Genomic DNA, 25,700 nt, shown 5'->3' with positions numbered 1-25,700 from the left:
AATGATTTGAATAGGAAAGGAACATCCCCAGCTATGGTTGGTTCGGAAAAACCGGAGGGTCCGGTCCTGTACTCTTTTACAGTGTATACGTTCATCTGCTGCTGTCATGCATGAATACCCAGTCGCCGTGCTTCATTGCATTGTGCTTTTTTGTGCTCAGCGCGGCAGGTCGGAAGGTCATCTTCACCTTTTCCGGTATCGCGCGGTCGAAACCAAAATACCAAACGCCCCCTTTTAATTAATAAATCAATTTGTTTTATTAAACAATTACAATCTCTATTTTAAGGATCATTTGTTAAAGCACAATCCCGAATTTGTCATCGCGGTGTAAATTTTTTTCACGTCATGTCTATCCTATCAAGTTCATAATCTCGATTCCCGGCAAGTATAGCTCGGCTCTCCCACGTCCCCTTTCTTTACCGAACGGATACGGGTAGAATAGAAAGATGAACAGCATTCGACTGAAACGTGAAGAGCCGAACGAACGATGTAAGGAAGAACGACCAGAGGGGGACCGATGATGAGGTTCGTCACGGAAACGAGGTTTAAACAGCTGGAGGAGATCATTCAATCCATTCCCGACCAGTATGAACGAAGTTATGCGCTTCACCTGATCAAGTCGATCCAATCGGATATCGACGACAATTATGCGGAAATTCAGAGACCGATTCGCCTGGAACGCACTTCCCGAAGATCAGACAATTCGTAACCGCCCTGTCAAGCTAACCGGCTCCATCATCGATCGTCGTCGCGGTTCCGGGCTCCCCGGTGCTAGTTCAATTCGAAGGAGCCCGTCGAAGCATGTGCCGCTGCTCAGGCGCCGCCTGCGTATACGAAGGCTTCGGTCCGGAGGATGCGTCAATTGCCCATGCTGCCAAGCTTCCTTTGATCGAGCTTTTCCTTGTACAGCTTTAACGTCCGGGTGCTTCCGCCCCGCTTGGGCGAGACGGACGGAAACCGGTCTAGTTCGAATACCGCTGCTCTTCCTTCTTCACTTCCCCGTAATACGCCGCCAACCGCTTTCGCTTCGAAATAAAAGTTAAGCATCGGCCCCGGATACGATTCGTTTCTCGCAAATTCCCAGCCTAACAATTGGGTGATCGCCACGTGCAGTCCGGTCTCCTCATAGGCTTCCCGTACAGCCGCTTCCTCCGGCGACTCGCCGTACTCTCCGTGACCGCCCGGCAGCGCACCCGGAAATGAAGCCGGAGCGTCCGGCGGCAATAACCCGACAATCCCATGATCCGTTGTTATCAGGATCACAACCCCCATCGCATTCGACGGATAATGCGTCCAGCGGCATGACGGGCAGCTCACCCGCTCAATCCCGTCGTCGCCTAACACTCCCCGGATCAGCTTCGTGCGGCACATTGGACAATATTGATAACGCAGCCGGGGTAATACCAGTTCGGGATAATCCATCGGAATACCTCCTGCTATTTGTGGAGAAGCGGATATAGTCTACGCTGAGTTTTTTAAGTCGTGGGACAGTTGATGTCCCTATAGGTCATTTAATGACCCATATGAAAATCTTAACACCTATATGTCCATAAATCAATTCAAATTATGCCATCTCCTCTTCTTCAAAAGCGGTTACTTTTCCGTAGCAGAGGGGCTGTTCCCTTAGTCCTTTTACAATTTAGTGCCCGCCCGAAACGGCTTTTCCACGACTAAAAAGGACCCCGGCCTCCGTTTTGCAACGGAATTTGAGGTCCTTTTGTTTGAAATTCGGGACGTTCCCCTGTCATTCGACACTTTGGGGATAGCATGATACGTGTGCCTGTTCGAATCTCTATGCGCCTGAACGACACATGGAGCCTTCTCTAGCCGATGTGCGAGTCGAAGCCCGCCTCCGCTGCCTGCTCCATAAAGCTAAGCTGCGCTCCTAACGAACGGAAGCTGCCGATGACATCGGCGTATCCGCGCTCCAGATGCTCGACGCCCGTAATACGCGTCGTTCCTTCCGCAGCGAGTCCGGCGAGCAGCAGGCACGCCCCTGCGCGCACATCGGTCGCATGCACCCAGTTGCCTTGAAGCGGCCGGCCGCCGCGAATCGTTGCAGTTTCTTTGCGCAGTTCGATATCGGCGCCCATCCGCCTCAACTGCGGAATATGATTGAACCGGTCCGGGAAGACGGATTCGGTCACTACGCTTTTCCCTTTGGCCATGACGAGCAGCGCGGTCATCGGCTGCTGCAGGTCGGTGGCGAATCCCGGGTACATCGACGCCCGTATACGCGCAGGCTTGATCGTATCGGCACCGTAAGCGGTTATACGGCTGTCCGTCGTCTCGATCGTCAGCCCGATCTCCTTCAGCTTGGCAATGCAGGACCCCAAGTGCTCGGGAATGACCTGATCCACCGTCACTTGTCCACCTGTGATTCCCGCCGACATCAGGAACGTGCCGGCAATGAGCCGGTCCGGGATGACTGTGTGGTACCCGCCGTTCAGATACGGGACGCCATCGATCCGGATACGGCCTGTGCCGGCTCCGACGATTTTTGCGCCCAGCTGGGACAGAAATGCAGCCGTGTCGACAACCTCCGGGTCGACAGCCGCATGGTACAGATGCGTCCGGCCCTTCGCCCGGACAGCGGCCAGCATCGCGTTGATCGTAGCGCCGCATGTGATCGTATCGAAATAAATATCCGCGCCGTGCAGCTCGGCGGCTTCCACCCGGTAGCCCTCCTCCTGGAAGACGACCTTGGCTCCCATCGCTTGAAACACCTTGATATGCTGATCGATCGGGCGCGATCCGAAATTGTCGCCACCCGGATAACCGATCGTAACTTGTCCGAATTTGGCCAGCAAGGCGCCGGCGAAGTAATAGGAAGCTCTGTACGAGGAAGCTCTCCCCGGATCGATCACGGCGCTGTGAATATACCGGGGGTCCAGCTCGATCCGCCCGTCTCCGTGCCGGGTCAGCTTCAGCCCGATCTCCTTGCCGATCTGCTTGATGACCCTCACGTCCTCATTGTAGGGGACGCCTTCCAGCGTGACAATATCGTCCGCCAGACAAGATGCCGCAAGCAAGGCAAGCGAGCTGTTTTTGGAGCCCGGTACTTGAATAACGCCTTGAAGTTTGCCGGCAGGCTCGATCTGTATATATCGCATTCCCGCTCCACCCTCTTCTCATAGGTCCTATGTCGATTGGTTGTCCATAATATATCCGCTCCCGCGTACCGCACGGATCGGAAACGTGTCCCTCCCGTACTTTTTACGAATCCGGTATATAAGGGCGTTCAGCTCGTCCATCGTAACGTCGGGGCTTCCGTCGGGACCGGGGTTGCGATCCGGCCATACGGTCTGCTTGATGACGGGGATGGTTACGAGACGCCCCGAATGATCCTGCAGCAGCTGCAGGAACAAATATTCCTTCTCCGACATCGCCATCCGTTTACCGTCGATGACGCATTCCCGCTTCTCCCAATCTACTGCGGGCTGAACCGACGGAAGGTCTCCCGGCTCGGCCAGACGGATCGGCTCCATCTCCAGCGTCTGATCGCCGAATGAATACGAGAATTGAATGACGGTTAACCCTTTGGCCAGCTTGATCATATCCCCTGTCTCCAAAGGATAAGGCGTGTGGGCAACCGCTCTGACTCCGTTTATCTCGGTGCCGTGACGGCTTCCCGAGTCGTACAATACCGCTTTCTGCCGTTCCTTGCGAATAACAAAATGGTTGCGGGAAATAAACGTATTCGTAAATGCAACGTCCGGGGAATTGGCAGTTGAAGCTCTTCCGACCACGGTTTCTTCCGCCGTCAAATTCAAGCATGTCCCGGGCTGAAAGGGCTCCCCTCTAACAATATATAAACATGCGAACGTCTCCAAGTTGCGTTTCCCTCCGATTCTGCTATCTTCCTCATCTTATCCCATTTTGGCCTGATTAAAAATCGGGAATCACTGACGGCTCCCTGATAAATCAATAATAAGCCAAATCGTATACCATAGGCTTATACGCTTCAAGCGGTAATTTGTTTTACGGCCCCCTGTTTTGCCTCGTAATAGGGCTTTTGGTTCGGAGCTGACTGCCTTCCCGTCACCGGACAGGCTGCACGACGATAGAAAAAACCGCCCGGTGAAAGTGAAAACCGGACGGTCCTATTTTGGTGTTCAAACCCATAGGTTGGTGCGATAAAGAGGAAGGGTCCTGCGCTCCGGCTCTCGTTGATAAGGTATTACGGATCAACCCGACTCCACTCCATTCGAAACCCGTTGCCCTCATTTGGGAGAGCAGGTTGTAATCACCTTCGCCAAAACGTATGCACGCACGCGGACTTTGAGCAGAATAGAAGTCTTTGGCCCCTCCTATTTTCGGCCTTATCGACAAGCGAAAACGAATAGAGGCGGTTTGTACCCCTTATTGCAACCAAACTGATGGGATGTACCCTTTTCGCAGATTTTAGCGGCTTCAAACCGCTCTTATTTCCCCAGCCAAGCGGGTTTTGAAGAGAATAACGGGTACAAACCGCTCTTAATCGGTTGCTTCCCCCGCTTGAAGCGGTCAGCAAAACCAACCGGCCGCCCGCGAGGAGCTTCCTCACTTGCCGACTCTGGCTGGACTAGAAAGGAGCCTCCTTCTCCGCTTTACCCCGGTGAAGAACCTACACCTTCGGGTCTTTCAAAAAAACAGCTTTGCGGAGCCGTTTCTCACGACTTCACCGCAAAGCTGTCCGGGACCGGCGCTTAGCCGGCTGCTGGAGCTTCCAGCGCTTCCTTCGGAACCGTAATTTCTTTTACGCCGTTGTAGTTGGCGTACGTGCCGTCGATCGCTTGAATCATGCGCATCTTCTGGCCTTGAACGTCCATGTCGAAATCCATGTTCACTTTCATGTTTTTCGGATAGTACGTCTTTTTATCGATTGTAAACGAATATTCCATCTTCGTAATCTTCATGCCGGAAGCCGCTTGCTTCACCACTTCTTGCATCGCCGGATCGCTGCCCATGTTGTTTTGAATCTCTTTTTGGATAAAATCGTTGAATTTATCTCCGTTTGCCGACAAAACGACCGTGTACGTATCGCCGCTTTCCGTCATTGTGAAGTCATTGGCGAATTCCTTCAGCTTCTCGAACTGCTTGGCCGGATCGAGCTGCTCGCTGGACATCGCGCCCATTACCGCGTCCATTTGCTCCTTAGGCATCTTCATCCATTGTCCGGTTGTCGATTCCTTCATGAAGACGCCATCTTTGGTCATATAAATCTCCATCTTCATGTCTTGGCCCATCATGTTCATCGACATCGTTTGTTTAAACGACATTTGCGGCTTCATGACGACATCCATATCGATTTTGGACTGGATGTCCATTTTGTTAGCGCCCTGCTCGATATTTTGCTTGGCGTTCATGTTTACCGTATAGCTGTCCAACTTGGCCGTTACTTCCATCGACTTCATAAAAATTTCCGAAGCGGAGCTCGCTTTTGGCGTTTCCGCCGGTTTTGGAGTCTCGCCCGTCTTCGCCGGCGAAGACGCTTCCGTACCGTTCGATGCCACAGGCGTCTGGCCGGCAGGCTCGGCGGGTTTTTGTCCGCATGCGGCCAAAGCGGCTACGCAAAGTACCAGCAGTACAGAGGTTGCCGTTTTTTTCAGTTTTGTCTGTTTTTTCATATTTTTATCTCCTCCCTATCCGTTGAGGATTTTACCACACGGTTTCTTCCAAACATAGGGAGCTTAGGACCTATTCCCGTTAAAAAATTCGTCACACTCCGACAAATTCCCCGTTCGCCCGGCGCGGAAAACGCCGCTCAAGCCTTACGGCTCAAGCGGCACCCGGTTCTCTTTCCGCGTTGTGATATAGGGGTCAGCCGCCCAGTAGACCGATCATTTCCTGGACTGTCTGCTGAATCTTCGAACGGATCTCCTGCGGCAATACGGCTAACAGCGGCGGTTTGTTCAGATGATCCTGGAGCCGCTCCAGACGCGCTATCGCTTGTTCGGTATTATCTCGATTCCAGTGATGCAGCATCTGCCGAACCGTATTCGAGACGATCTGAGAGGCCGGAGGAGTGAGTCCCCACGATTCGATCATCGCATCGATCCGTGCCGAGAGCGACACGATCCGCACCTGATGACGTCCCGCCCTCAACGCCAGCTCGACCGTCCCCGCCGGCTCGTTGACCGTGTAATTGCCTTGGCCCAGCAATTGACCGTCCACATAAATTAGGGCGTCGGCCGGCGCTTGAATGCTGATGTTTTGCGCTGCGGCGGTGTCTATAATCCCTTCGGTCTCCAACGTCTCGCTGCTCGTATCGAACGATGCGCTGAACGCCGAACTGCCCGATAACAGGACGCTGTTGGCGGAGAGCAGCGAGGTTCCCCGTGTCATCTTAAATCCGACGATATCGTCATTGCTGTTATAACTTACGACTGCTTGCTCGGCATCGCCGGTCACAGCGCCGACGGTGAAACCGGAATTTCCGGTGCGGAACACGACGAGATCGCGCACGCCGCTTCCGTCTTCCCGGTCGACGCTCGCTCCGACACCGTTCGTGCCGGTAACCATCGCCGCGCTAACCTCCAACTGCTCCAGCTCGGGAGAATTGGCAGGCAGCAGCGTAACCGCGTCAAGGCCGATAAAGTAGTTGCCCGACAACGCATTTTTGCCGGTTACTTCGTACCGGATCGTATGCGTTCCGGCCGTCAGTTGAAGATTGCCTTGATCGGCCGTAACCGGCCCCGTCACATCGGGAGCATAACCGTCGAACGCTCCGCCGGCCGGCTGTCCGTCGACGTATGTTTGGACGATGCCGTACATGGGCGATTTTAAGAATCGGCTTTTCAGCGCATAGGTACCGTCTTCCGGAACGTTGACGGTGACGGTCATGTAGTCGCCGGTCTCAGCTCCGCGATAGAAAATAACGGTGCTGCCCGACGCTTGAACGAGCTTCACTTCACGGCCGGAGCTGTCTGTGAGCGGCAGCAGGTTGGACTCGTCGAACAGACCTTGCGGCTGGTACGGACGGGCCTTCAGCACGGTCAGGAACCGGTGATCGGCGGTTGCCGCGCCGCTGCCTACTTTCGTATAGTAGCCGTACGATTCCGCCCCCGGATGCTGGGTGACCGTGATCGGCAATGTCGTATCGGCCAAAAACTTGGCAGCCAGCTCGGCTCCGCCGCTGCGCACGTACAATCCGTTGCCTTGCGTCGTCTGGCCGGCTTGCACCTCCTGGCCGTTTACCTCGAAATGGTTCAGCGCTCCACTGAACAGCACCCAATCGTACACATGGGGGGCGTCCGCCTCAAGTTCGTCCAGCAGCACGAACGTATCCGGCTTCAAGTTAACGACGTGGCGGTCGAAACGGTCGAGCTTTGGATTGCCGTACGCGCCGGCTGCGGACCCTTTGATGTAATCATAGGTGGGAGCGAGAAGCCCTTCCGTCAAGGAACCTCTGCCCCGGACCGTCTGCCCTTGGCCATCCACCTGAATGGTGCTGTGCCCGAGCCGGACGGTCAGATCGTTTGCCGGACCGGCTACGTAGTCTTGATACCCGGCGTCGCCGGCGATCCATGTCCGGTTTGTCGCAATCTGGAAGCTGTTCTGGTCGAAATGGTTGTGACCGAGATTCGAATTGTTGCCGACCATCCCGAACAGCATATCGTCGGCTTCCCAGCCGCTTCGAAGCAGCGCCCAGCCGATCTCGTCCAGAACAGCGGATGCCGGCCATTCGTCGGGAGATGCGATCACGGCGTTCGGACGGAAGTACAGGAAGCCGTCGTTGCCGCTGGCAGCCGCGCCCGTTTCCTGCAAATACCACCCGGCCTGCCCGTTGTTCAGCCAGGCGTTGATGACGTTCATCGTCAAGCCGAAATAGTTCGCCGTGCCGGAATCCGAGAAGTTCGCGAGTCCGCCTCCGCCTGGAGCCAGGGCATACACGATCCAGCGAACGAGGAAATCGTTGATGAACGGATGATCGGCCAGCTCTTGAACGCCGGTGACGCGGTTAATGTGATCGAACGCCTTAATCATATTGTCCATCGCATAGCTCGTATACAGCAAGCCTTCCTGCTGGCCGGAAGTCATCCGCTCGTCCAGATACCACTGGTAATAATTCATCGCTCTCGTCAAGTAGGCGTTTGCGTTCGGGCTGTGCCCGAGCAGAACCGCCGCCCCGCTGCCCAGCGCCGCCGCGCGGAGCGACTGGATATTATGGTCCAGCTTGTTTCTGGCATCCTTATAAAGCGGGATCAGACCTTTATTCTCCAGCGCCGTCATAACCTGCGTGCGCTCCGCTTCGGTGAATATGTCGTACAAAATATCGAACGCCATGCTGACCCCGAATGTCAGGTGAGACGTATCGAGACACGTTTCCCCGCCGCACGGGTAGGTCGGATCGGTCCAGCTGTTCCAACCGGCGAGCGACAGCACGTACGATTTGGCCTTGTCCGCATAAGCCGTATTGCCGGACACCGCATAAGCGAGGCTAAGCGTCTCCAGCCGTTCTTGAATCGAGCGGGTCATCATCGTCCAATACGGATATGGCGATGTAAATCCGGGCGGATTCTCGATCGGTCCCGGCTGCACCGGCGGCAGCGGGAAGGTCACGACTTTGCCGGCATAATACGTTCTGGAGAAGCTCGTTTCGGTCAAATAAGCGTCTGCTGTGCTTTTGATCGAGTCCCAGAGCTGCTTGCCAGTTTTGCCGAAAGGGGCATGGACCGTATCCTGAGCTCTTGACTGCAAGGAAGGAAGATCCGCGGGGGTGAAGTACAATCTCGGATGGCCTGCGTTCAGAAGCGGAAATTCCCTTACCGGCTCGGGAGGCGCCACCCGGAACAAGGCGTCGTCGAAATAAGCCGTGCCCTGGTTGCCTACATGCTGATACATCAGTAGCGTAGCATAGGCCGCTCCTGCTGGCGCTTCATTTTGAATTTCGAGTTTTTCCCAGGTGCCGATCGCGGAATTGGTGATGATTTTCGTAAGAATCCGTACGTTGGAGCTGTTCCAGAACTCGAGATACAGCTGGGATAGGCCGGATTCATTATACGAATACACGGACGCTTCATACAGCTTGCCCGCAATTACAGGCATGCTGCCGCTCCTCAGACCGGGACCCGACGTCGTGCTCGGATCTTCCATCTTCAGACTGTACACGCCACTGTGAACCGTAGTTGAATCGGAGCTATACACCGATGACGGGCTGAGGCTTGTCCAACCGACCGGCTTGCCTCCCGCCACTTCTTCAAATCCGCCGTTATAAGGCATGACAAGCGGCACCTCCAGAAGCGAAGCATCGTCAAAATAAGCAACCCCGACGTTCGACTGATGCTGGTAGAGCAGCACGTTGGCGCCCACCGCTCCTGCGGGGGCTTCGGCAACAATCTCAACGGCGTTCCATTGCGCGCCTGCCGGAACGGTGGCGATCTTCACGTCGATCCGCTGATTGGCCGCGTTCCAAAACTCCAGATACAGCTGGGAAGTTCCCGATTCATTTCGCCCGTAGACGGAAGCTTTATACAGGTTGCCGGGAACGGCGGGGATGGAGCTGCTGCGAATGCCGTTCCCTCCCTGGGGCGAGTTGTCCGTCAGTTTCACGCTGAAATTGCCTCCGTGAACGGGCTGATACACAGACTCGTAGACGGCTCCCGAGCCGAAGCCGATCCAGCCGGCCGGTTTGCCGCTTGCAACTTCTTCGAAGCCGCCGTTAGCGATCGTCTCTGTCTCGGCCTCCGTGCCGGCAGGCGAATCGGCCCACACGGCCGCAGGCAGCAGAGCTGCCAATAAGCTGAAGATAGCCGCAAGCGCGATCATTTTTTGCCGTAAGCGAACGGTCATCATAACGCTCCTCTCCGATCCATGGATTGTTCGGACTGACATGCAGTGTTTTCGCGAAACCAATCAGATTGCCGGCAGCAAATTCCCTGTACGATATCGGCTCTTGCCATGCGTTCCGAGCCATTCGGCGATAGCGGTCCGGATTCAGGACACCCCGTCAGCTCCGTCTCTGTACAAGTACAAGGACGGATTCGGCAGCAGGAGTTGCCCCTCCCGGCGACCAGACACCTAATATCTGCACAGCGTAACCTAGCTCCTCCGATTGCCGGCGCTGTTCGTACAGTCCGCTTGCCAGGCTGCATGCGGCTCCCCAAGTTGTATACGGTTCTGTATCCCTCTCCTTCCCCCGGACTTATTGACAGTGGCGGATGTCATATGCAGACACGGAAATTACCTGTATACAATCGCCGTTGTATCCGCTTACATACTGAATTATACAAAATTTCCCTCACCCATTTCTAGCCAAATTGGTCATTTTTTTAAGCCACATTTTGCAATCGGTCCAAATCGCACTTGGTTTCGGATCGAAAACCGTTCTGTTCACTAAGTAAAACCGTCCAGGTCCCGGAAAGGTTCCGGACGGTCCTTTTGCGTGCAAACCCATACGTCTATGAGTGGAAGGGAACCGGGGCCTTCGCTCCAGCCGGTCGTTGAAGAGGTTGTGCGGGAACAACGCGACTCCGCAGGAAACCAGTATACCCTTTCTTGCGAACCGCCGCATTGGGCTTCGCTGAGACGAATTACATACGGGCTAATTCACCTTATAAGAGTCTCTGGTACCTCCTATTTTCGGCATCTTGGGAGGACTGAGACAAATAGAGGCGGTTCGTACCCCTTATTTATGCCCTTTGAAGGGGACTGCGCCCTTTTCGTGGATATTAGCAGCTTCAAACCGCTCTAATTCCGCGCCCGAGCCGGTTCTCGGACCAAATAAAGGCTGCAAACCGCTCCTATTCGGTCCCATCCCAGCTAGTAGCAGGACATCGGGCCGAACGGCCACGATAATGGACGGCCCCGGCTACGTGCGCTTCCTTGGCGATATGACGCCTCGCTGCCGCGCACGACATGGACTAGTCGCGCATAGCCGCAAGACGCTTGTAATGATCTTCAATGACAAGGCATGCCATCGCTTCGACGACGGGAACGATTCGCGGACAAATGCACGGATCGTGCCGGCCCTCCGTAACGATCGTCTGCTCCTCGCCGGTGATCCGTACGGTCCGCTGAGGAACCGATATCGAGGAGGTCGGCTTGACCGCGACGCGGAAGACGATCTCCTGACCGGTGCTGATCCCGCCGACGATGCCGCCGGAATGGTTGCTCAGGAAGCCGCTGGCGTCCATCGGGTCGTTATGCTCACTGCCGAGCATGCCCGCTGCGGCGAATCCGGCCCCGAACTCGATTCCTTTGATCGCGCCGATCGACAGCATCACCTTCGCCAGCTCCGCATCCAGCTTGTCGAATACCGGCTCGCCCAAGCCGGGAACGACTCCGCGAATCCGGCACTCCACGATGCCGCCGCAGCTGTCTCCCTTCAAGGCGAGCGCTTCGATCTTGCGGATCATCTCGGCCGCCGCTTCGGGGTCGCACGCCCGCACCGCATTACGCTCGATCTCGCTCTCCACGAACGATTCGCAGCGGATGCCGCCGATTTCTTTCGTATATGCGACAAGGCTCACCCCCCGGTTCGCGAGCAGTTTGCGGGCCACCGCCCCGGCCGCGACCCGTCCGGCGGTCTCCCGTCCGGAAGCCCTTCCGCTCCCCCGGTGATCGCGGATTCCGTATTTTTGCCAATACGTAAAGTCCGCATGACCGGGACGAAACGAGTATTGGATATCGTCGTATGCTTCCGGACGCATATCTGTGTTATGAAGGATGACGAAGATCGGGGTGCCGGTCGTTTTCCCTTCGAACACGCCCGACAGAATATGCACCACATCGTACTCTTTTCTGGGAGAGGTTACGGACGATTGTCCCGGCTTTCTCCGATCCATCTGAGTCTGAATGTCCGACTCGCTTAATTCGACGCCCGGCGTCGCTCCGTCGATAATGACGCCAACCGCTTCCCCGTGGGATTCTCCGAACGTAGTGATCCGTAGCATTTCTCCAAACGAACTGCCTGCCATATGACCGCCTCCTGCCAATCGCTGTGGGTATAGCTCGATTATAGCGGGGGTCATGAAATAAATGAAATCGAAAAGACGAACCCCTGCCATAGAAAACATCTATATCAAACTCGACTTACGGCTTCTCCTCCCTCCTTTCCGGCTCCTTTTTCCAAGGAGGATCGGCCATCCGGTGCTGCCAGCGGTTCACGGCGTAGACGACCCATGGAATAACCATAGACAGAAGCGCATAAATCAGAACACTCAGCGAAGGAATCCGATCGCTCAAAAACTCCATCTCTCGCCCCTTCCTTATTACTCCGATTTCAAAATCGAACCGACCACATGCAGCTTCACTTTCGCATGGACCCGGATCGGGCATTTCGAGAAAATCTGCTCGCCTTGCTCCCAGTTTTCTTTCAGCGCCCGCCATACTTGATAATGTTCCTGATACAAATGCTCGCTTAGCCCGAAAATGTCCGTCTTGTACACCTTCTGCACTTTGCGCGTAACGTCCGTCATTAAATCGATCAGCTTCTGCTCTGCTTTTTTCTCCGTCTCCGCCATAATGTCCGGATCGATCAGCGACTGGCCGAGGTGAGACTCGCTTATATTGCCTTCGACAGAAACGTACACATCGAAAGCCGGACGGCGCGGATCTGCAACGCTTGCCTTGATCGTTCTTCTCATTTGCTTGACCTCGGACACAACCACTTGGTCCTTCACTATAGCTCCAGAGCCCCTGCCTTTAGCGTACCTGTCAATATGTTGCGGCCTGTCGCCTCGTCCTCGTTCAGAAATCCTTTCAGCAGAAGCGTATGCCCGTCGAAGATCGCTGCGCCGCTTGTAACGACTTTGTTATCCAAGGATCGGACCTTGGGCAGCGCGAAGCTGGTGTTTTGCAGCAGAAACGCATGCACCTGGCCGATATTGGTAGGTGGGGTGATTGATCATATTGATATATCCTCCGCTAGCGGATACATCGTATTGGCGACAACGACCGAACCGAACACGCCGATCACAAACACAAGGACCAGCTCGCACATGACAAGCGGCACCAGCAAGCCGATCAATACCGATTTTACGGTTTTTTGCGGCTTGTTAATGAAGACGTTATAAAACAGCAATATCTCAAAGCCGAGAAACGAGATCGACGTTTCTTTCGCCGCTAAGGCAATCTCGGACCAAGGGGTAACGAACGCCGGCTTCAGCAGACGAATATTGAAGTCCCCCAGGCTCATGATCAGCACCGCCAGCAAAATGAACACGATGACCGGTAAATAGAGCAGATTCAGCCGCAGCAGTGACACGCTCGGACCGGCCACTCCGTACAGCAGCACGAGCAAAAAAAGAAACAGATCGCTTCCACGGGCGTCGTGTCGAATAAATACAGCTTGGATATGCTGGATACGCCCCGCACCTCGATGCTGACAAACAAAAACATATACAAGGCAAACAATAGCGTGACAATTGAAGCGACAGCCGGATTCGTAAGCTTGGCTGTTATCTCGTAATAGTTCATCTTCGGAAACCGCATGACGAGCTTGGCGATAGCCCACGCGCAGCCAAGGGCGATCAGCCCGCCGATCAGGATGGACATCCATCCGTCCGAGGAGGTCGTCGCCGCCACGATGGTGCTGGGCAGCGTCAGAATACCGAGCCCGATTACCATGTTGCTGATCGCGTACGCGACTTCCTTTTGTCCGATTTCTTTATCTCCGTATTCGAAGTTTTTCATCGTTTTCCACCGTTTGGATCGACGCGGTCCTCGTCCCGGGTCTGCATAAACCGGGGTCTTCTCGTCAACACCGTAATCGGCGCCCTGATAAATAAATCCTGCCAGTCACCTCGCAGCGAAGGGTCGAACGGTGCCGAACTCGTAATAATCTTCCGGTGATTAGACGAGCGAGATAAACGTCGTCGGCAGAACCAGCGCGAACGGAGTCCCGTCCAGCAGAATCGCCGCTTTTCCTTGGAACAACGCGGCTACGACCTTATCCGGCCGCTCGGTATGCAGGACTTGCGGGAATGGCGACAGAAAGCTGTCTTCGATCCACTGCTCGACCGTACCCGACTCGGGCGCCATGTCGATCCCGATCGAGTCCAGTCTGCGCTTCACTTCGTTTACGATATCCGGATGAATGATCCCTTTAATATACGTCACGGACAGCGTTTGTTTGGACCGTTGCCCGACGGTGTACGTTTCGAAGCTCAACTGCGGATCGGTGATCATTCGCCGGATCAGCGATACGTTGGTCTGGATATTTTCCGTAAATCCGACTCTCGGCCCGCGGACCAACGCTTCCGTTTGAGGCTCTTCGACGCTGCGCTCCGGGCCGCTTCGGCTGCTTATCACAAGAGCTTGTCCGGTTCCTTCGGCGATCAGCACCGTATCCCCCGTCAGCAGAAACGGCACGATTTCCGGCAAGCAGCGCTCACGGCGAATAATTTGCACAGCCAGCAGCTTGTTCTCAAGCTCATCTAGCAGCGCATTGTCGTCCCGCAGAAGCATTCATTCTTCGCTGGACAGCCTGCTCTGCTGGATGAGCCGGATAATATGATCGTGAATGAGACCGGTATCCGAAAGGCCGGATAGGCAAATTACCGCGAAGCTGGCAGGACCGTCTCCGCTCTTGATCACTTTCACGAACAGATCGCTTGACTCGTTCAGCAGGCTGCGGATCAAAGCCAAATTATCGGAAAGGTTCGTCGACAGGACAGCAGACTGGGCTTTATCGTTCATGACGTTGTCCTCCTATTCTGTGTGCCGGCATTTCCCCCTATCTATTACCAAAAGCGTTGAACGCAAACCTGCTCCGCCCGCTCCGGAGGCCGTCGCCGTCTGTCCTTAGACGCCAAAAAGACCGATCCCCCAAGGGTTCGGCCCTGATTCAATTTTTATCAATTCCTTTCACGTTTCATGTGACCTATACGAGTTCCGGAGGCGGCAGACTAACTTGCTTTCTCTCTTCTCTCAGACAAACTCTCCGGCTTTGTCGTCCCCGTCTCGTCTCGGCGCCCGGGATTCGCGCCACGCAAACAACGCTACCAGAACAAACGACAAGCCCCCGTAAACAAGCACCATCCGCTGCAAGCCAATCGTATCCAAAAGCAGACCCGTGCTCAGCAGAATGACCTGGAACATGACACGATCCAGCATGGCCCGGAACGAGAAAAAGCGGCCATGATACGGCTTTGGCATTTGCTTTTGAAAGATCGTCGACGCCACCGGAAAAAAGCAGCCGGCCGCCAGGCCGAATAAAGCGAACGATACGAGCGACCATACCGGGGAATCGGCAAAATAGAGCAAACATTGGGCGACGGCTACAACAGCGGCGAACAGAAACAACCGGTTCAAAGGTTTGCCCCGGTCCGCCACCTTTTTGACAAGAAAACCGGCGAGTATGAAGCTGACTCCTTCCGCCGCATATAGCAGTCCTTTGATCTGCGCGCTTTGCTGAAGCTCGCTTATATTGATGACCATCAAATTAAACGCCCCGATGAACAGCGTCGGCACGACCGACAGCAGCAATACGGCGACGATAACTGGCTGCCGGTGCAATACCGGCATAAGCGATTTGAAACCTCCATTACCTGCGGCGTCCGTACCGGTTTCGGCAGGCGGGACCGATGACGCTGCTTCCCGGTTTGTCCGAGCCTGCTGCTTCCCGTTCTCCGGCACGTTGAGAAACCAGGTTGTCAGCAGAAGCGCAGCGTAAGCAACGAACGACACAATATACAGCCCCTGGAGGCTCATCAGCGTCAGCATAATCCCTGCCAGCGTAGTGCCCAGAATCCGAGCCATCGTTCCGGCATTCATATGAACACCGTTCAGGGCGAGCAGATCTTTCTCCCGGACGATCAGCGGAATGACCGACTGCAGCGCGGGAAAATAAAACGCAGCCGATATTTGCAGCGTCACGGCAAAAAGCACCATCCACCACACCGAGTCGAAATACAGGGCGACGAACATAAAACCAACCGCCACCAGCCGGCCCGCCCCCGACAAGAGCAGCACCGTTTTTTTCGGATTCGTATCGATGATCCGGCCGGCGAGCGGTGCGAACAGTACGCCGGCGAGCAAACCGGAAAATAAAATTAACGATTTCAGGAAATCGGACGGTACTTTTTGCTGCATAAACTCCAGATTGGCGATAATGGACATCCAGAGCCCTAACCCGGCGATAAATTCACCGACGAGGACGATCCAAACGTTGCGATTTCTCCACATGATGTTGTTACTCCTCAATGATATATAAAATAAAATAATAGACTATCTTGGGATTTTAATAGAGTTCGGCCTAAAAAGATAGCCCAACATAGTATTTGGGGATGGCCGCGAGCCGAATCGATCATACGTTCGACTAAAAACCGGAAACATTGTACACTATTCTAGTATCGCACCTCTGCCGCTCGAATGGCGGCAACGATTCATTCAAAGGATGATGACGGTTATGAGTTTGTCGCTTCATAATAAAATTGTGGAATCCATGTGCGGCCGGATGGCCTACCATAAAGGAAAAGCCGACTTTCTGTCGGGGAAAGTGTCCGTTGTTCGGTACCAGCCCGGGCAATTGTTCGAAGCGGCCGTAACGGACAAAGGGCGGAGCGAAGTATCCGTCAGGCTGGACGATCCGTCCGGAACGATTGCGGCAAGCTGCTCCTGCCCAACGCTCGGCTCTTACAGCAAACATTGCAAACATATCGCGTCCGCGCTGCTGTGCCTGATCGAGATCCAGCGCAGCGACCGGCCCGAGTCCGCTGCGGATGCCGGCGGCTTGCAGCCGCAAGTGCAGGACTCGCCTGCCGGCACGCCCCGCGAGGAGGCCCGGCTGGTCGAAAGCATGCTCGGGCTGTTCCGCAAACAGCCGGCACGATCCGTCGGCAGCGGGCTGCTGCACGATCCGAGAGACCCGCTCCACGTACAGTTTAAGTGTACGCTGCTTCCCTACGGTTACCGGAAACAGCTTTTCGGCATCGAGATGAAAGTGGGGCCGGAACGGCTTTATATCGTTCAGAGAATCAGGGAATTTCTCGAGCAGCTCGATAAGGGGAGTTCGTATCCATTCGCTAAACTGTTCACGTACGATCCGGAGATCCACCGGTTTAAAAAAGAAGACGAGTCGATCATCCAGCAATTAACCAATATTGCCGAGAACGAGCAACTGTATCGGGATTCGAACGTATTCCCCGTCCGCAGCAAGCACCAGACAGATCGGACCCTGCTCCTCCCTCCGCTCTCCTGGGACAGTCTGCTGCCGCTCCTAACCCGTGCGGAGACGTCCGTGCTTGTTGAACATCCCGACGGTTCCGTCCATCCGCTGCAGTTGTCCGTTGAGCCGGTGCCGCTGCACTTTGACTTCCGGCAGACCGGAAACGGGAATCACGCCTACGAGTTGGAAGTAACGGGCTTGGACGACGTGACCGTACTGGAATCCTACGGGGTTGTTCTTACAAACGGCAAGCTGCTGCAGCTGCCGTCCGAATCATGCAGCCGGTTATCGGAGCTTAAGCAGATGTTCGACGACGCCGGCAGACGGCAGCTTCCCTTGTCTCAGGTTCAGCTGGAATCGATGATGGACAGAGCCGTACCCGGCTTAATGAAGCTTGGTCGCGTTCAGATTGCGGACGCCGTATCCGAGAAGTTCGTAAAGACGCCGCTGAGAGCGAGCTTGTACCTGGATCGGGTGAAGGAGAAGATGCTGGCCGCCCTGGAATTCCATTACGGTGACATTACGATCAACCCGCTGGAGCCTTGGTCGGCCAAACGAAGCTCCGACCGGATTCTGGTGCGGGACGGCGAGTTGGAGCGGCAAATCCTCGAGCTGATGGAGCAGTCGTCCTTCGTCCGGACGGAAAGCGGCTACCGGATGGACGACGAGGACGGCGAGTACGATTTCCTGGTTCATACCGTGCCCCGGCTTGAAAAGCTGGTTAAAGTGTATGCCACCTCCAACGTGAAGGAACGGATCTATCCGGTTCATGTTCCGCCCAAGATTACAGTGGATGTCAATGACAAAGTCGACTGGTTGGAAGCGCGGTTCGATATTGAAACAATTCCCGAAGCGGAAATCCGTAAAGTGCTCCAGTCGCTGGAGGAGAAACGCCGGTATCACAAAATGCCGGACGGGTCTTTGCTGCCGCTTGAATCCGAAGAATTCCAGGAAATCGTGCGCTGCATGAACGAGCTCGGCGTCCGGATGGGAGAGGCGGACGGTACGACCTTCCGGCTGCCGGTCGTTCGCGGTCTCCAGTTGATGGACACCGACAGGCAGAGCCACACGGTTCGTCTGGGCAAAACGCTCCGGCGCCTTCTTACGCACATGCGCAATCCGGACCATCTAGACTTCCCGGTGCCGGACAACCTCGCCCCCGTGCTGCGGGATTACCAGCAATACGGGTATCAGTGGCTGAGGACGCTGGCCCATTACCGTTTCGGCGGCATATTGGCCGACGAGATGGGGCTGGGCAAGACAGTTCAGGCGATCGCCTTCCTCGTCTCGATGCTGCCCGAGATCCGGGCTCAGGAGCTGCCGGCGATCATCGTCTCCCCCGCTTCGCTGGTGTACAACTGGCAAAACGAGCTGCACAAGTTCGCACCGGACATCCGGGCGGCGATCGCCGACGGCAGCAAAGCGGAGCGGAACAAGTTTTGGAAAAACGCAGCAGGTTTGGATGTGATCATCACCTCCTACCCGCTGCTGCGTAGAGATATCGAGGCGTATATGATGCGGTCGTTTCATACGCTGATATTGGACGAAGCCCAGTTTTTCAAAAACCACACGACCCAGACGGCGCATGCGGTCAAACAGCTGCAAGCCCCCTACCGGTTCGCGCTGACCGGAACGCCTGTCGAGAACCGGCTGGAGGAGCTGTGGACGTTGTACGATGTCGTATTTCCGGGCTTGTTCCCGGGAAGAAAGGCGTTCAACGAGCTTTCCCGCAGCACGGTAGCCAAGAAGATCCGCCCCTTCCTGCTCCGCCGGCTGAAGAGCGACGTATTAACGGAGCTTCCGGAAAAAATCGAAACGCTGCATACGTCGGAACTGCTGCCCGAGCAGAAAAAGCTGTATGCCGCTTATTTGGCGAAACTCCAGAAGGAAGCGTTGAAGCATCTGAGCGAAGCCAGTTTCCACAAAAACCGGATCAAAATATTGGCCGGCTTGACCCGGCTTCGCCAGCTGTGCTGCCATCCTGCCCTGTTCGTGGAAAACTACAACGGCTCATCGGCCAAGTTCGAGCAGCTGCTGGACATTGTGGAGGAATGCCAAAGCGCGGGCAAACGGGTCCTGCTGTTCTCCCAGTTTACGGAGATGCTCGGACTGATCGGGCGGGAGATTGGGGTGCGGGGGATTCCGTTCTTTTATCTCGACGGCTCGACTCCGCCTGCCGAGCGCGTCGAGCTGTGCGGCCGCTTCAATGAAGGAGAACGCGATCTGTTCCTCATCTCGCTGAAGGCCGGCGGCACCGGGCTGAATCTGACCGGAGCGGACACCGTCGTTCTGTATGATCTGTGGTGGAACCCCGCCGTGGAACAGCAGGCAGCCGACCGCGCCCACCGGATCGGGCAGAAAAAAGTGGTGCAGATCATCCGGCTGCTCGCCCAAGGCACCGTGGAAGAAAAAATGTACGACCTCCAGCAGAAAAAGCTGCATCTGATCGAGGATGTAATCCGGCCGGGACAGGAATCGTTGTCGTCGTTTACAGAGGCGGACATCCGGGAGCTTCTTTTGCTTGGGTAAAACAAAACCGTCCGGTACAAGCGAAGTCCGGACGGTTCTTTGATGTGCAAACCCATACCTATGCGCATCGAAGGGAATGGGTACCTTCGCTCCAGCCGCTCGCTAAAGTCGTTGTTGTCTTCATGCGGCGGTATGGCTAACGAACCCAACATTCGTTACCAGAACCGAATGCGGATGTTTGAATTTGTAACGAACTCTTGTATGGTTATTCCTCGCAAATCGGATCGTTTTTTTCCGCTTTCGGTTCGATAACGATACCCGGATTCGTTACGTCTGAAATAACATCGTTTTTCAGCCATAAGAACGATACGATTCGTTAGTCATCGAACCTGAGTATACGTTCTGGCAGATCAAACAAATCCGTCCGGTACAAGTTGGCCACGATAAAGCAGCGCCTTGAAGCCTTACCCTTTCAACACATTTGCACGCTCTGCAGCGGTAAATGACAAACGAAACCTGTCGAGCGATTCGACAGGCTGTATGCCGGGCGGTGTGCCTCCGCCCTTATTCGTCTTCCTCCGAGTCCACATGTTCCACGAGCCGGTCCAGCCGCGCCGTCTGATGACCGTAATCGTACATCGCCGCAGCAACGATAAACAGCCGCAAAGCCCCTTCCCGTTCTTCGGCGTAACCGTCCGTGGCGTGCTTCATGAACAGATCGTTCGCCTCTACGACCGAATCCGATTTCCAGCTCTCCGGCTTCAGCTTGTCTTCGAACTTAAGCAGCACATGCTCATGGAACTTGATCAGCTTCTCCATATGCCGGTCGTACCTTTTGTTCATATCGTCCGTCCGGTCGGCCTGGAAGAAATGCTCCTCCACCGCCTCCAGCACCTCGTAGCCTTTTTGCAGCGTATACAGCATCTGCTTGTAGACGACGAGCTGGCGCGTCTGCCGGTATTTGGAGCGCTTCAGCTTTTTGACTTCCTCTTCAATCAGCTTGTACTTGCCGCTCAGCGAATTCAGGCTGTCCGCGAGTCCCTGCTTCTGACTGCGGAACACTTTCTCCTTCATCTCGTCGGATACCGCTGTCCGCAGCAGCAGCGACAGCTTGCCGAAAACCGTATGAACCTGGTCGGTAAATTGCTCTTTCGGTTTTGGCGGTAAAAAGACGATATTGATGGCAAACGCCGATACAATTCCAATCATGCTCAGCAAAAAACGGTTCAGCGCAAATCCCCATTGCCCGGATGCATCCATTACCGCAACGACTGTGACCAGCGTCAGGCCGATCGTCTCTTCCATCTTCAGCTTGATGCACAGCATAATGACCAGGATACAGACGACCCCGATCGCAATCGGCTCCTTGGAGAAATAAGTGCCGGCCAGCATCGCGATCACGGCTCCGAGCGTATTCGTCTGCACCTGCTCCAGAAAATAGCGCCAAGACCGGTAGATCGAAGGCTGCACCGCGAAAATCGCGGCGATGGCGGCAATAACAGGGGGAGAAAACTGCAGCCATGTACTGATGTATAAGGCCAAGGTGACGGCGATTCCCGTCTTGAGCATACGTGCTCCGAATGTCATGGTAATAGCGTTTTCTCCTCCTTGTTGAATGGGCAATTGTAATCAGGAGCCGACAACAACAAGCGTCATTCGATTCTGATAACAAGGAAATTATACATTCGGGAGGAGGACGTTTCAACAGGAGAGGCATAAGCCTCCGGCTTCAGGACGGACTGATCTGCGTCCCCACGAGAACCGCCGGGGAAGCGATTCTCTCCAGCAGCTTGTCCCCGTACACACGATCGAGCTTCAGCTCCGGCATATGAATGTAGCCGATGTAACAGTCGCAGCATTTCATCCCGCAAGCCCGTCTCTTGGACAAACCTTCCAGTCCGTCCCGGTACAGATGTCCGATCACTTGCCGGTCTTTGTAGCAGCGCTTCACGATTCCCGGCCCCTGAACATAAAAAACGCTGTGTCCCGTTTCACATGGTTTACCCATACTGTCGTAATCTGACACATTGTAGTCGAACAACGGATCGATCGCACGCAGGAAGATCAGGTCTTCGTCAGAGTAATAGTCCTTCTTGTCTTTGTACGCATTGACCCACAGGTAGACATCGTCCAGCAAAGCCCGGCGCAGCGACCGGATCGCCCCGAAGGCGCTTCGCACTCCTACCGAACCTACGCTGAACGGAATGTTCCGGCGGTGCAGTTCCAGGCATTGAGCGAGAAAGTCCGCTTCCTTCGTCTGCCCCGGGTGATACGTAACCCAGAAGGCGGCCTTATCTCGATTAAGCTTCTCCGTCCAATCGAGCTTGGCGGACAAATTCGTCTGGATCGCCACTTTCTCTATATGATCCAGATGGGACAGCTCTGTGATCGCCTCCCGGTACCACCGGTGAATCAGCGCTTCGCCATAAGGGTTGAAGAACACCGACAGCCGGTCGCCTTCCCCGGCCCGACCGCGTACCCAGTCGACAAACTGCATGACATGATCGCGGTCTCTGGCCAGCGTTGCCCGGGTATCGACATTTTTGCTGAACGGACAATACGGACAATCGTAGTTGCAGGAGGTCAGGCTGCCCCGGAAGTACAAGGTCGCCTTCATACCAGCTCGTACCCTTCCATCCGCTTCCGCACCTCCGGCGAGATGAACCAGTCGCCGATCGCGTCGGAATAAGCCACCCCATCGTCCGTCAGCCGGAATACGTTATGTTCGAGTACGGCCAGTCCGGCACGCAGCAGCTGTTCCAGCTCAGGGTGATCGTCCAGCGTTCGGCTCCCAAACCGGTTCTCGTAAGCCCCCAGATCCAGCCCCTCGCGATGCAGGACGGCCTTCAATATATATCTCCGCTTCTGCTCGGCCTCGGACAACACGAACCCGTAATCCGCCGTATCGTAACGCTCCGCCGCGACGTAGTCGGCTATGATGCTTGCCGTCGCCCGGCGGCTAACCCCGTAGCGGGAAGCGTAGTGCACCGATCGGGTATAAGAGCGGGCTCCGCAGCCAAGCCCGACCATTCCTTCCTCCTGACAGCCGTAAGACAGCACCGTTTTGTCGGAATCGGCTTCGGGCTTTGCGAATCTGCGCATCGAATACTGGATGTAGCCTTCCGCCAGCAGTTTCTCCCTCGCCGCCCCGTAGCAGGCCATCCGGATATCTTCGCCGCCGCTTAACACATCCTCCGGCTTCACGATCGTATGGTCCCGCGTATATAAAGGATAAATAAACAGCTCCTCCGGAGCGTATTGAAGTGCACGGTCCAGCGAGTACAGCCAGGAATCGACCGTCTGGCCGGGAAGACCGTAGATCAGATCGACATTCAGAATCGGGAACCGTTCCCGCTTCAGCAGTTCAAGCGCGCGTTCCGCTTCCGCCGGGCCTTGCGGCCGGTATACGGCAGCCGCTTCCGATTCCACGAAGCTTTGAATGCCCATGCTCACCCGGTCGACCTGCCGCTGCTTCAAAATTCGAAGCCGCTCCGCGGTAACCGTCTCGGGCGAAGTTTCAACGGAGATGGACGCTTGCTGCGGATTCAGCCCCATCACGTTTTCGGCGATATCAAACAGCCTCTCCAGCAGACGCGGCTCCAGCAGCGTAGGCGTCCCCCCGCCGATCGCAAACCGGGCGAACGGCTTATGGCCGACGAATCGGGACCATTGCACCGCTTGCCGATGCAGCGCATCGACGTAAGTCTCGTGTACGTCCGCCCGTTTGTCCGGCAGCGTGAACAGATTGCAGAAGCCGCATCTCGCCCCGCAGAACGGGATATGCATATACAGAAAGAAGCTCTCCGCCGGCTCGTCCCGCCACAGCTCCGACAAGGACCGCTTCGGTTCCAGCTCCGAGTAAGCCGTCTTATGTGGGTACGAATATAAATAAGACCGGTAAGGATCGGAAGTCAGCCTCTCCTTCCAGCCGCGGAGCTCATCCGGACCGCCGCCTGCGCTTCCCGAACGGGCAGCAAAAGATTCGAACAAAAGGGCCACAGCCTTTCCGGGTAATGGTGTAAGCAGTCATCCATGAATCTAATGAAAGTTAGTAGTTGCCGGCTGTATGAAACCATTGACGCTTACAGCACGAACTCGCGGTACGGCACGTTCCAGACGACCTCGTGGGCTAGCCGGTGTCCCTCATAACCATCCTCGCCATAAGCGGTGCCGTGGTCGGAGAAAGCGAGGCAAAAAACCGGCCTCTCCCGGCAACGCATCGCCTCGAATAGCCGGCCCAATTGCCCGTCCACATAACGAAGCGCGGCGCGCTGTGTATCTACGGAGTCTTTTTTCGCCCCCGGCACAAAGTAATGATTCGGCCCGTGAATGGCGGACACGTTGAGAAACAGAAACAGCTTCTCCTCCATCCCCGCGCGTTCCAGCAGCTTCAGGGCGTGATTGACCTGATGCTCCGTAGACCGGGAGTTCGTCACGCCGAAGGTCATGCGCCAGTAGCTTTCCTGGAAATAACCGGGCAGCACTTTGGCGAGCGGTACCTTTTTCGTGAAGAAGATCACTCCGCCGATGCAGATCGTCCGGTAGCCTTCCGCCTGCAGCCCGGAGACGATATCCGGCGTATCGAACAGCCACGTATTCGGGTGAGTGGGCAAGCCGGTATGTTTGGAGTGGAACAGCCGGATATGGTCTTTTTTGTTCGTAGTCGCCGGTGTTGGCAGAAATCCGCCGAAAAAAGCATGATGCGCCGCATAGGTAAAGCTGCCGGGGGTATGACGCTTCTCCCAGGACCCGCTTCCGCACAAATTCGGACAATGGTTCTCCTCCAGTACGGCGGCGTCGTAGCGCAGCGTATCCAGCGTAATCATTAAAATGTCGTGGCTGCCGACGATGTCATTCATGTTGATCAATACTCGTTCTTCCTCTCTGCCGGTTCGGACCGTTCCTTGCCCATTGGGGAAAACGGCGAAAATGTCTCCCCCAGCCTGCGCATCTCCCATTCGTACGGATTGCAGCCGCTGTACTCGACGCGATACAGCAAATCGCCGAAGGGATTCACATCTACTATGTAAGGTTTCTTCAATCGGCTATCGAGCAGCACATCGACCCCGGCTACCGTAGAGCCGCCAAACGCAGCCAGCGCCCGCTCCGCACAATCCTTGACCGTATCTTGTTCGCTCGAATTCAATCCCACTTCGTCCAGCGTTTTTCTTTGGCTTCGCAAATGCAGGTTCGTAATCGGAGTCGGACTGACACGGGCGATCCGATGACAAGCTTCCCCGCCTACGACGAGCTGACGGATATCGTAGGAATGACCCATGTACGCCGCTTTGGCGATCCATTGCTCGATATGTGCGCCGTGCGCCAGCAGCCAATTGATGATGGACCGGATCTCCTGGCTCCCGGTATACCGGCGCAGCTTCACCGCATTGTAATAAGCCGGAGGCCGGGTATTGTAGGATTCTACGCCGATCGTCGTCACCGCCAGCTCGGCGCCTGTGACCGGATTGGTCTGATAAGCGATCACGCCGCAAGCGCCCGATCCCGCAGCCAATTTAATAAATAGGCGGTGCAGCCGGCGTTGGCTCATCATTTCGCGGAGCGTTTCGTAATCCGGCAGCTGCTCGGGGGGAGCGAGCCGTTTGGGAACGGGGACGTTCGCAGCCGTTAATACACGGTGCGTGTACCGTTTGTCGAACATGGCGGCAATATCGTCCGGGGCATTTATCCACCGTCCGTGCGGCCACAGTTCCTTCGCCCTCTTCTCCACCATCGCAAGCAGACGGCCATAGCCGCGAAACCATTGGGACGGATGGTACAGCCGACCCCGCTGCTCTTGAATCGACAGCGCCGCCTTGACCGGCAGCGGCTGCGGGTCGTTCCATGCCCCGTAGGGCAGCAGCCGGTCGTCGGCAAGCTCGGCTGGCGCATCCGGGGCTCCGAGCGCGATGAGCTCCCGCTCCACCTCGAACAGCTCGCCAGGCGCGTCCAGGCGCAGCACCGGAGAGCGGCCGCCTCGGAGCTCCGCCAGCTCGGCCGTTTGCTCCAGCGACGTACGGCCGCGAAGCAGATCGAGATAAGGAACGACGACGGCTGGCGGCATTCCGAGTTTTCTGCGGGCCTCCTGCAATCCTTCGGTGCGCCGGTTGCCGGGATTGCCGATTAGGATCAATCGGTCCAT

The 25,700-nt window shown here is 55.7% G+C and carries 19 protein-coding genes and 1 pseudogene; 2 read left to right on the top strand and 18 right to left on the bottom strand.

Features of this window, described 5'->3' with window-relative positions:
* The first annotated feature begins 520 nt into the window (after nucleotides 1-520).
* Nucleotides 521-709 (top strand): hypothetical protein, encoded by a 189-nt coding sequence (locus tag IDH45_RS13880; RefSeq protein ID WP_190928551.1) that lies wholly within the window; start codon nucleotides 521-523, stop codon nucleotides 707-709.
* Between the two features lie 149 nt (nucleotides 710-858).
* On the opposite strand, the gene IDH45_RS13875 is transcribed toward IDH45_RS13880, so the two are convergent.
* The 13 genes and pseudogenes from IDH45_RS13875 to IDH45_RS13810 all read right to left on the bottom strand — a co-directional run bounded on the left by IDH45_RS13875 (nucleotide 859) and on the right by IDH45_RS13810 (nucleotide 16,110).
* Nucleotides 859-1,422, bottom strand: coding sequence for an NUDIX domain-containing protein (locus tag IDH45_RS13875; protein WP_190928549.1), 564 nt, complete (start codon nucleotides 1,420-1,422; stop codon nucleotides 859-861).
* A gap of 401 nt (nucleotides 1,423-1,823) precedes the next feature.
* On the bottom strand, nucleotides 1,824-3,113 hold the full coding sequence (gene murA / locus IDH45_RS13870) for a UDP-N-acetylglucosamine 1-carboxyvinyltransferase (protein WP_190928547.1): 1,290 nt from the start codon (nucleotides 3,111-3,113) through the stop codon (nucleotides 1,824-1,826).
* 27 nt (nucleotides 3,114-3,140) lie between these two features.
* Nucleotides 3,141-3,767, bottom strand: a complete 627-nt coding sequence (locus tag IDH45_RS13865; RefSeq protein ID WP_223836639.1) for an FHA domain-containing protein — start codon at nucleotides 3,765-3,767, stop codon at nucleotides 3,141-3,143.
* A gap of 921 nt (nucleotides 3,768-4,688) precedes the next feature.
* Nucleotides 4,689-5,609 carry a DUF6612 family protein gene (locus tag IDH45_RS13860; protein WP_190928543.1) on the bottom strand — a complete coding sequence of 307 codons (921 nt, stop codon included), beginning with the start codon at nucleotides 5,607-5,609 and terminating at the stop codon, nucleotides 4,689-4,691.
* A gap of 193 nt (nucleotides 5,610-5,802) precedes the next feature.
* A complete protein-coding gene (locus IDH45_RS13855; RefSeq protein WP_190928541.1) occupies nucleotides 5,803-9,774 on the bottom strand; it encodes an FIMAH domain-containing protein in 3,972 nt (1,323 codons plus the stop codon).
* Between the two features lie 1,070 nt (nucleotides 9,775-10,844).
* Complete coding sequence (gene aroC, locus IDH45_RS13850; protein ID WP_190928539.1) at nucleotides 10,845-11,900, bottom strand: chorismate synthase; 1,056 nt, start codon at nucleotides 11,898-11,900, stop codon at nucleotides 10,845-10,847.
* Nucleotides 11,901-12,015: 115 nt separating this feature from the next.
* Nucleotides 12,016-12,177 carry a hypothetical protein gene (locus IDH45_RS13845; RefSeq protein ID WP_190928538.1) on the bottom strand — a complete coding sequence of 54 codons (162 nt, stop codon included), beginning with the start codon at nucleotides 12,175-12,177 and terminating at the stop codon, nucleotides 12,016-12,018.
* Between the two features lie 17 nt (nucleotides 12,178-12,194).
* Nucleotides 12,195-12,605: a Ger(x)C family spore germination C-terminal domain-containing protein gene (locus IDH45_RS13840; RefSeq protein ID WP_190928536.1), complete on the bottom strand. Its 411-nt coding sequence runs from the start codon at nucleotides 12,603-12,605 to the stop codon at nucleotides 12,195-12,197.
* Complete coding sequence (locus IDH45_RS13835; RefSeq protein ID WP_190928534.1) at nucleotides 12,605-12,745, bottom strand: Ger(x)C family spore germination protein; 141 nt, start codon at nucleotides 12,743-12,745, stop codon at nucleotides 12,605-12,607. The genes IDH45_RS13840 and IDH45_RS13835 overlap by 1 nt, the downstream gene beginning before the upstream one ends.
* An 84-nt stretch (nucleotides 12,746-12,829) precedes the next feature.
* A pseudogene (locus IDH45_RS34045) lies at nucleotides 12,830-13,551 on the bottom strand (GerAB/ArcD/ProY family transporter).
* 225 nt (nucleotides 13,552-13,776) lie between these two features.
* Complete coding sequence (locus tag IDH45_RS13820) at nucleotides 13,777-14,391, bottom strand: spore germination protein (RefSeq protein ID WP_190928530.1); 615 nt, start codon at nucleotides 14,389-14,391, stop codon at nucleotides 13,777-13,779.
* Nucleotides 14,392-14,622: a hypothetical protein gene (locus IDH45_RS13815; RefSeq protein ID WP_190928528.1), complete on the bottom strand. Its 231-nt coding sequence runs from the start codon at nucleotides 14,620-14,622 to the stop codon at nucleotides 14,392-14,394. It lies immediately after the preceding gene.
* A 231-nt stretch (nucleotides 14,623-14,853) separates the two neighbouring features.
* Nucleotides 14,854-16,110, bottom strand: coding sequence for an MFS transporter (locus IDH45_RS13810; RefSeq protein WP_190928526.1), 1,257 nt, complete (start codon nucleotides 16,108-16,110; stop codon nucleotides 14,854-14,856).
* Between the two features lie 223 nt (nucleotides 16,111-16,333).
* Between IDH45_RS13810 and IDH45_RS13805 the strand changes: the two genes are divergently transcribed.
* Entirely contained in the window at nucleotides 16,334-19,621 is a 3,288-nt protein-coding gene (locus tag IDH45_RS13805) for a DEAD/DEAH box helicase (protein WP_190928524.1), read from the top strand.
* A gap of 504 nt (nucleotides 19,622-20,125) precedes the next feature.
* Here IDH45_RS13805 and IDH45_RS13800 read toward each other — a convergent pair.
* The 5 genes from IDH45_RS13800 to IDH45_RS13780 form a co-directional block, all read right to left on the bottom strand.
* The gene (locus tag IDH45_RS13800) at nucleotides 20,126-21,148 is read right to left on the bottom strand and encodes an FUSC family protein (RefSeq protein WP_190928522.1); all 1,023 of its coding nucleotides are present in this window, start codon (nucleotides 21,146-21,148) and stop codon (nucleotides 20,126-20,128) included.
* 142 nt (nucleotides 21,149-21,290) lie between these two features.
* On the bottom strand, nucleotides 21,291-22,178 hold the full coding sequence (locus IDH45_RS13795) for an STM4011 family radical SAM protein (protein WP_190928520.1): 888 nt from the start codon (nucleotides 22,176-22,178) through the stop codon (nucleotides 21,291-21,293).
* Nucleotides 22,175-23,551, bottom strand: coding sequence for an STM4012 family radical SAM protein (locus IDH45_RS13790; protein WP_190928518.1), 1,377 nt, complete (start codon nucleotides 23,549-23,551; stop codon nucleotides 22,175-22,177). The genes IDH45_RS13795 and IDH45_RS13790 overlap by 4 nt, the downstream gene beginning before the upstream one ends.
* A 92-nt stretch (nucleotides 23,552-23,643) precedes the next feature.
* The gene (locus tag IDH45_RS13785) at nucleotides 23,644-24,429 is read right to left on the bottom strand and encodes an STM4013/SEN3800 family hydrolase (protein WP_190928516.1); all 786 of its coding nucleotides are present in this window, start codon (nucleotides 24,427-24,429) and stop codon (nucleotides 23,644-23,646) included.
* A complete protein-coding gene (locus IDH45_RS13780) occupies nucleotides 24,426-25,700 on the bottom strand; it encodes an STM4014 family protein (RefSeq protein ID WP_190928514.1) in 1,275 nt (424 codons plus the stop codon). The genes IDH45_RS13785 and IDH45_RS13780 overlap by 4 nt, the downstream gene beginning before the upstream one ends.

Source organism: Paenibacillus oceani (assembly GCF_014705615.1).
Taxonomy (GTDB): domain Bacteria; phylum Bacillota; class Bacilli; order Paenibacillales; family NBRC-103111; genus Paenibacillus_AB; species Paenibacillus_AB oceani.
The sequence above is the reverse complement of the archived record's forward strand: the minus strand, read 5'-3'. Positions and strand labels throughout refer to the sequence as shown.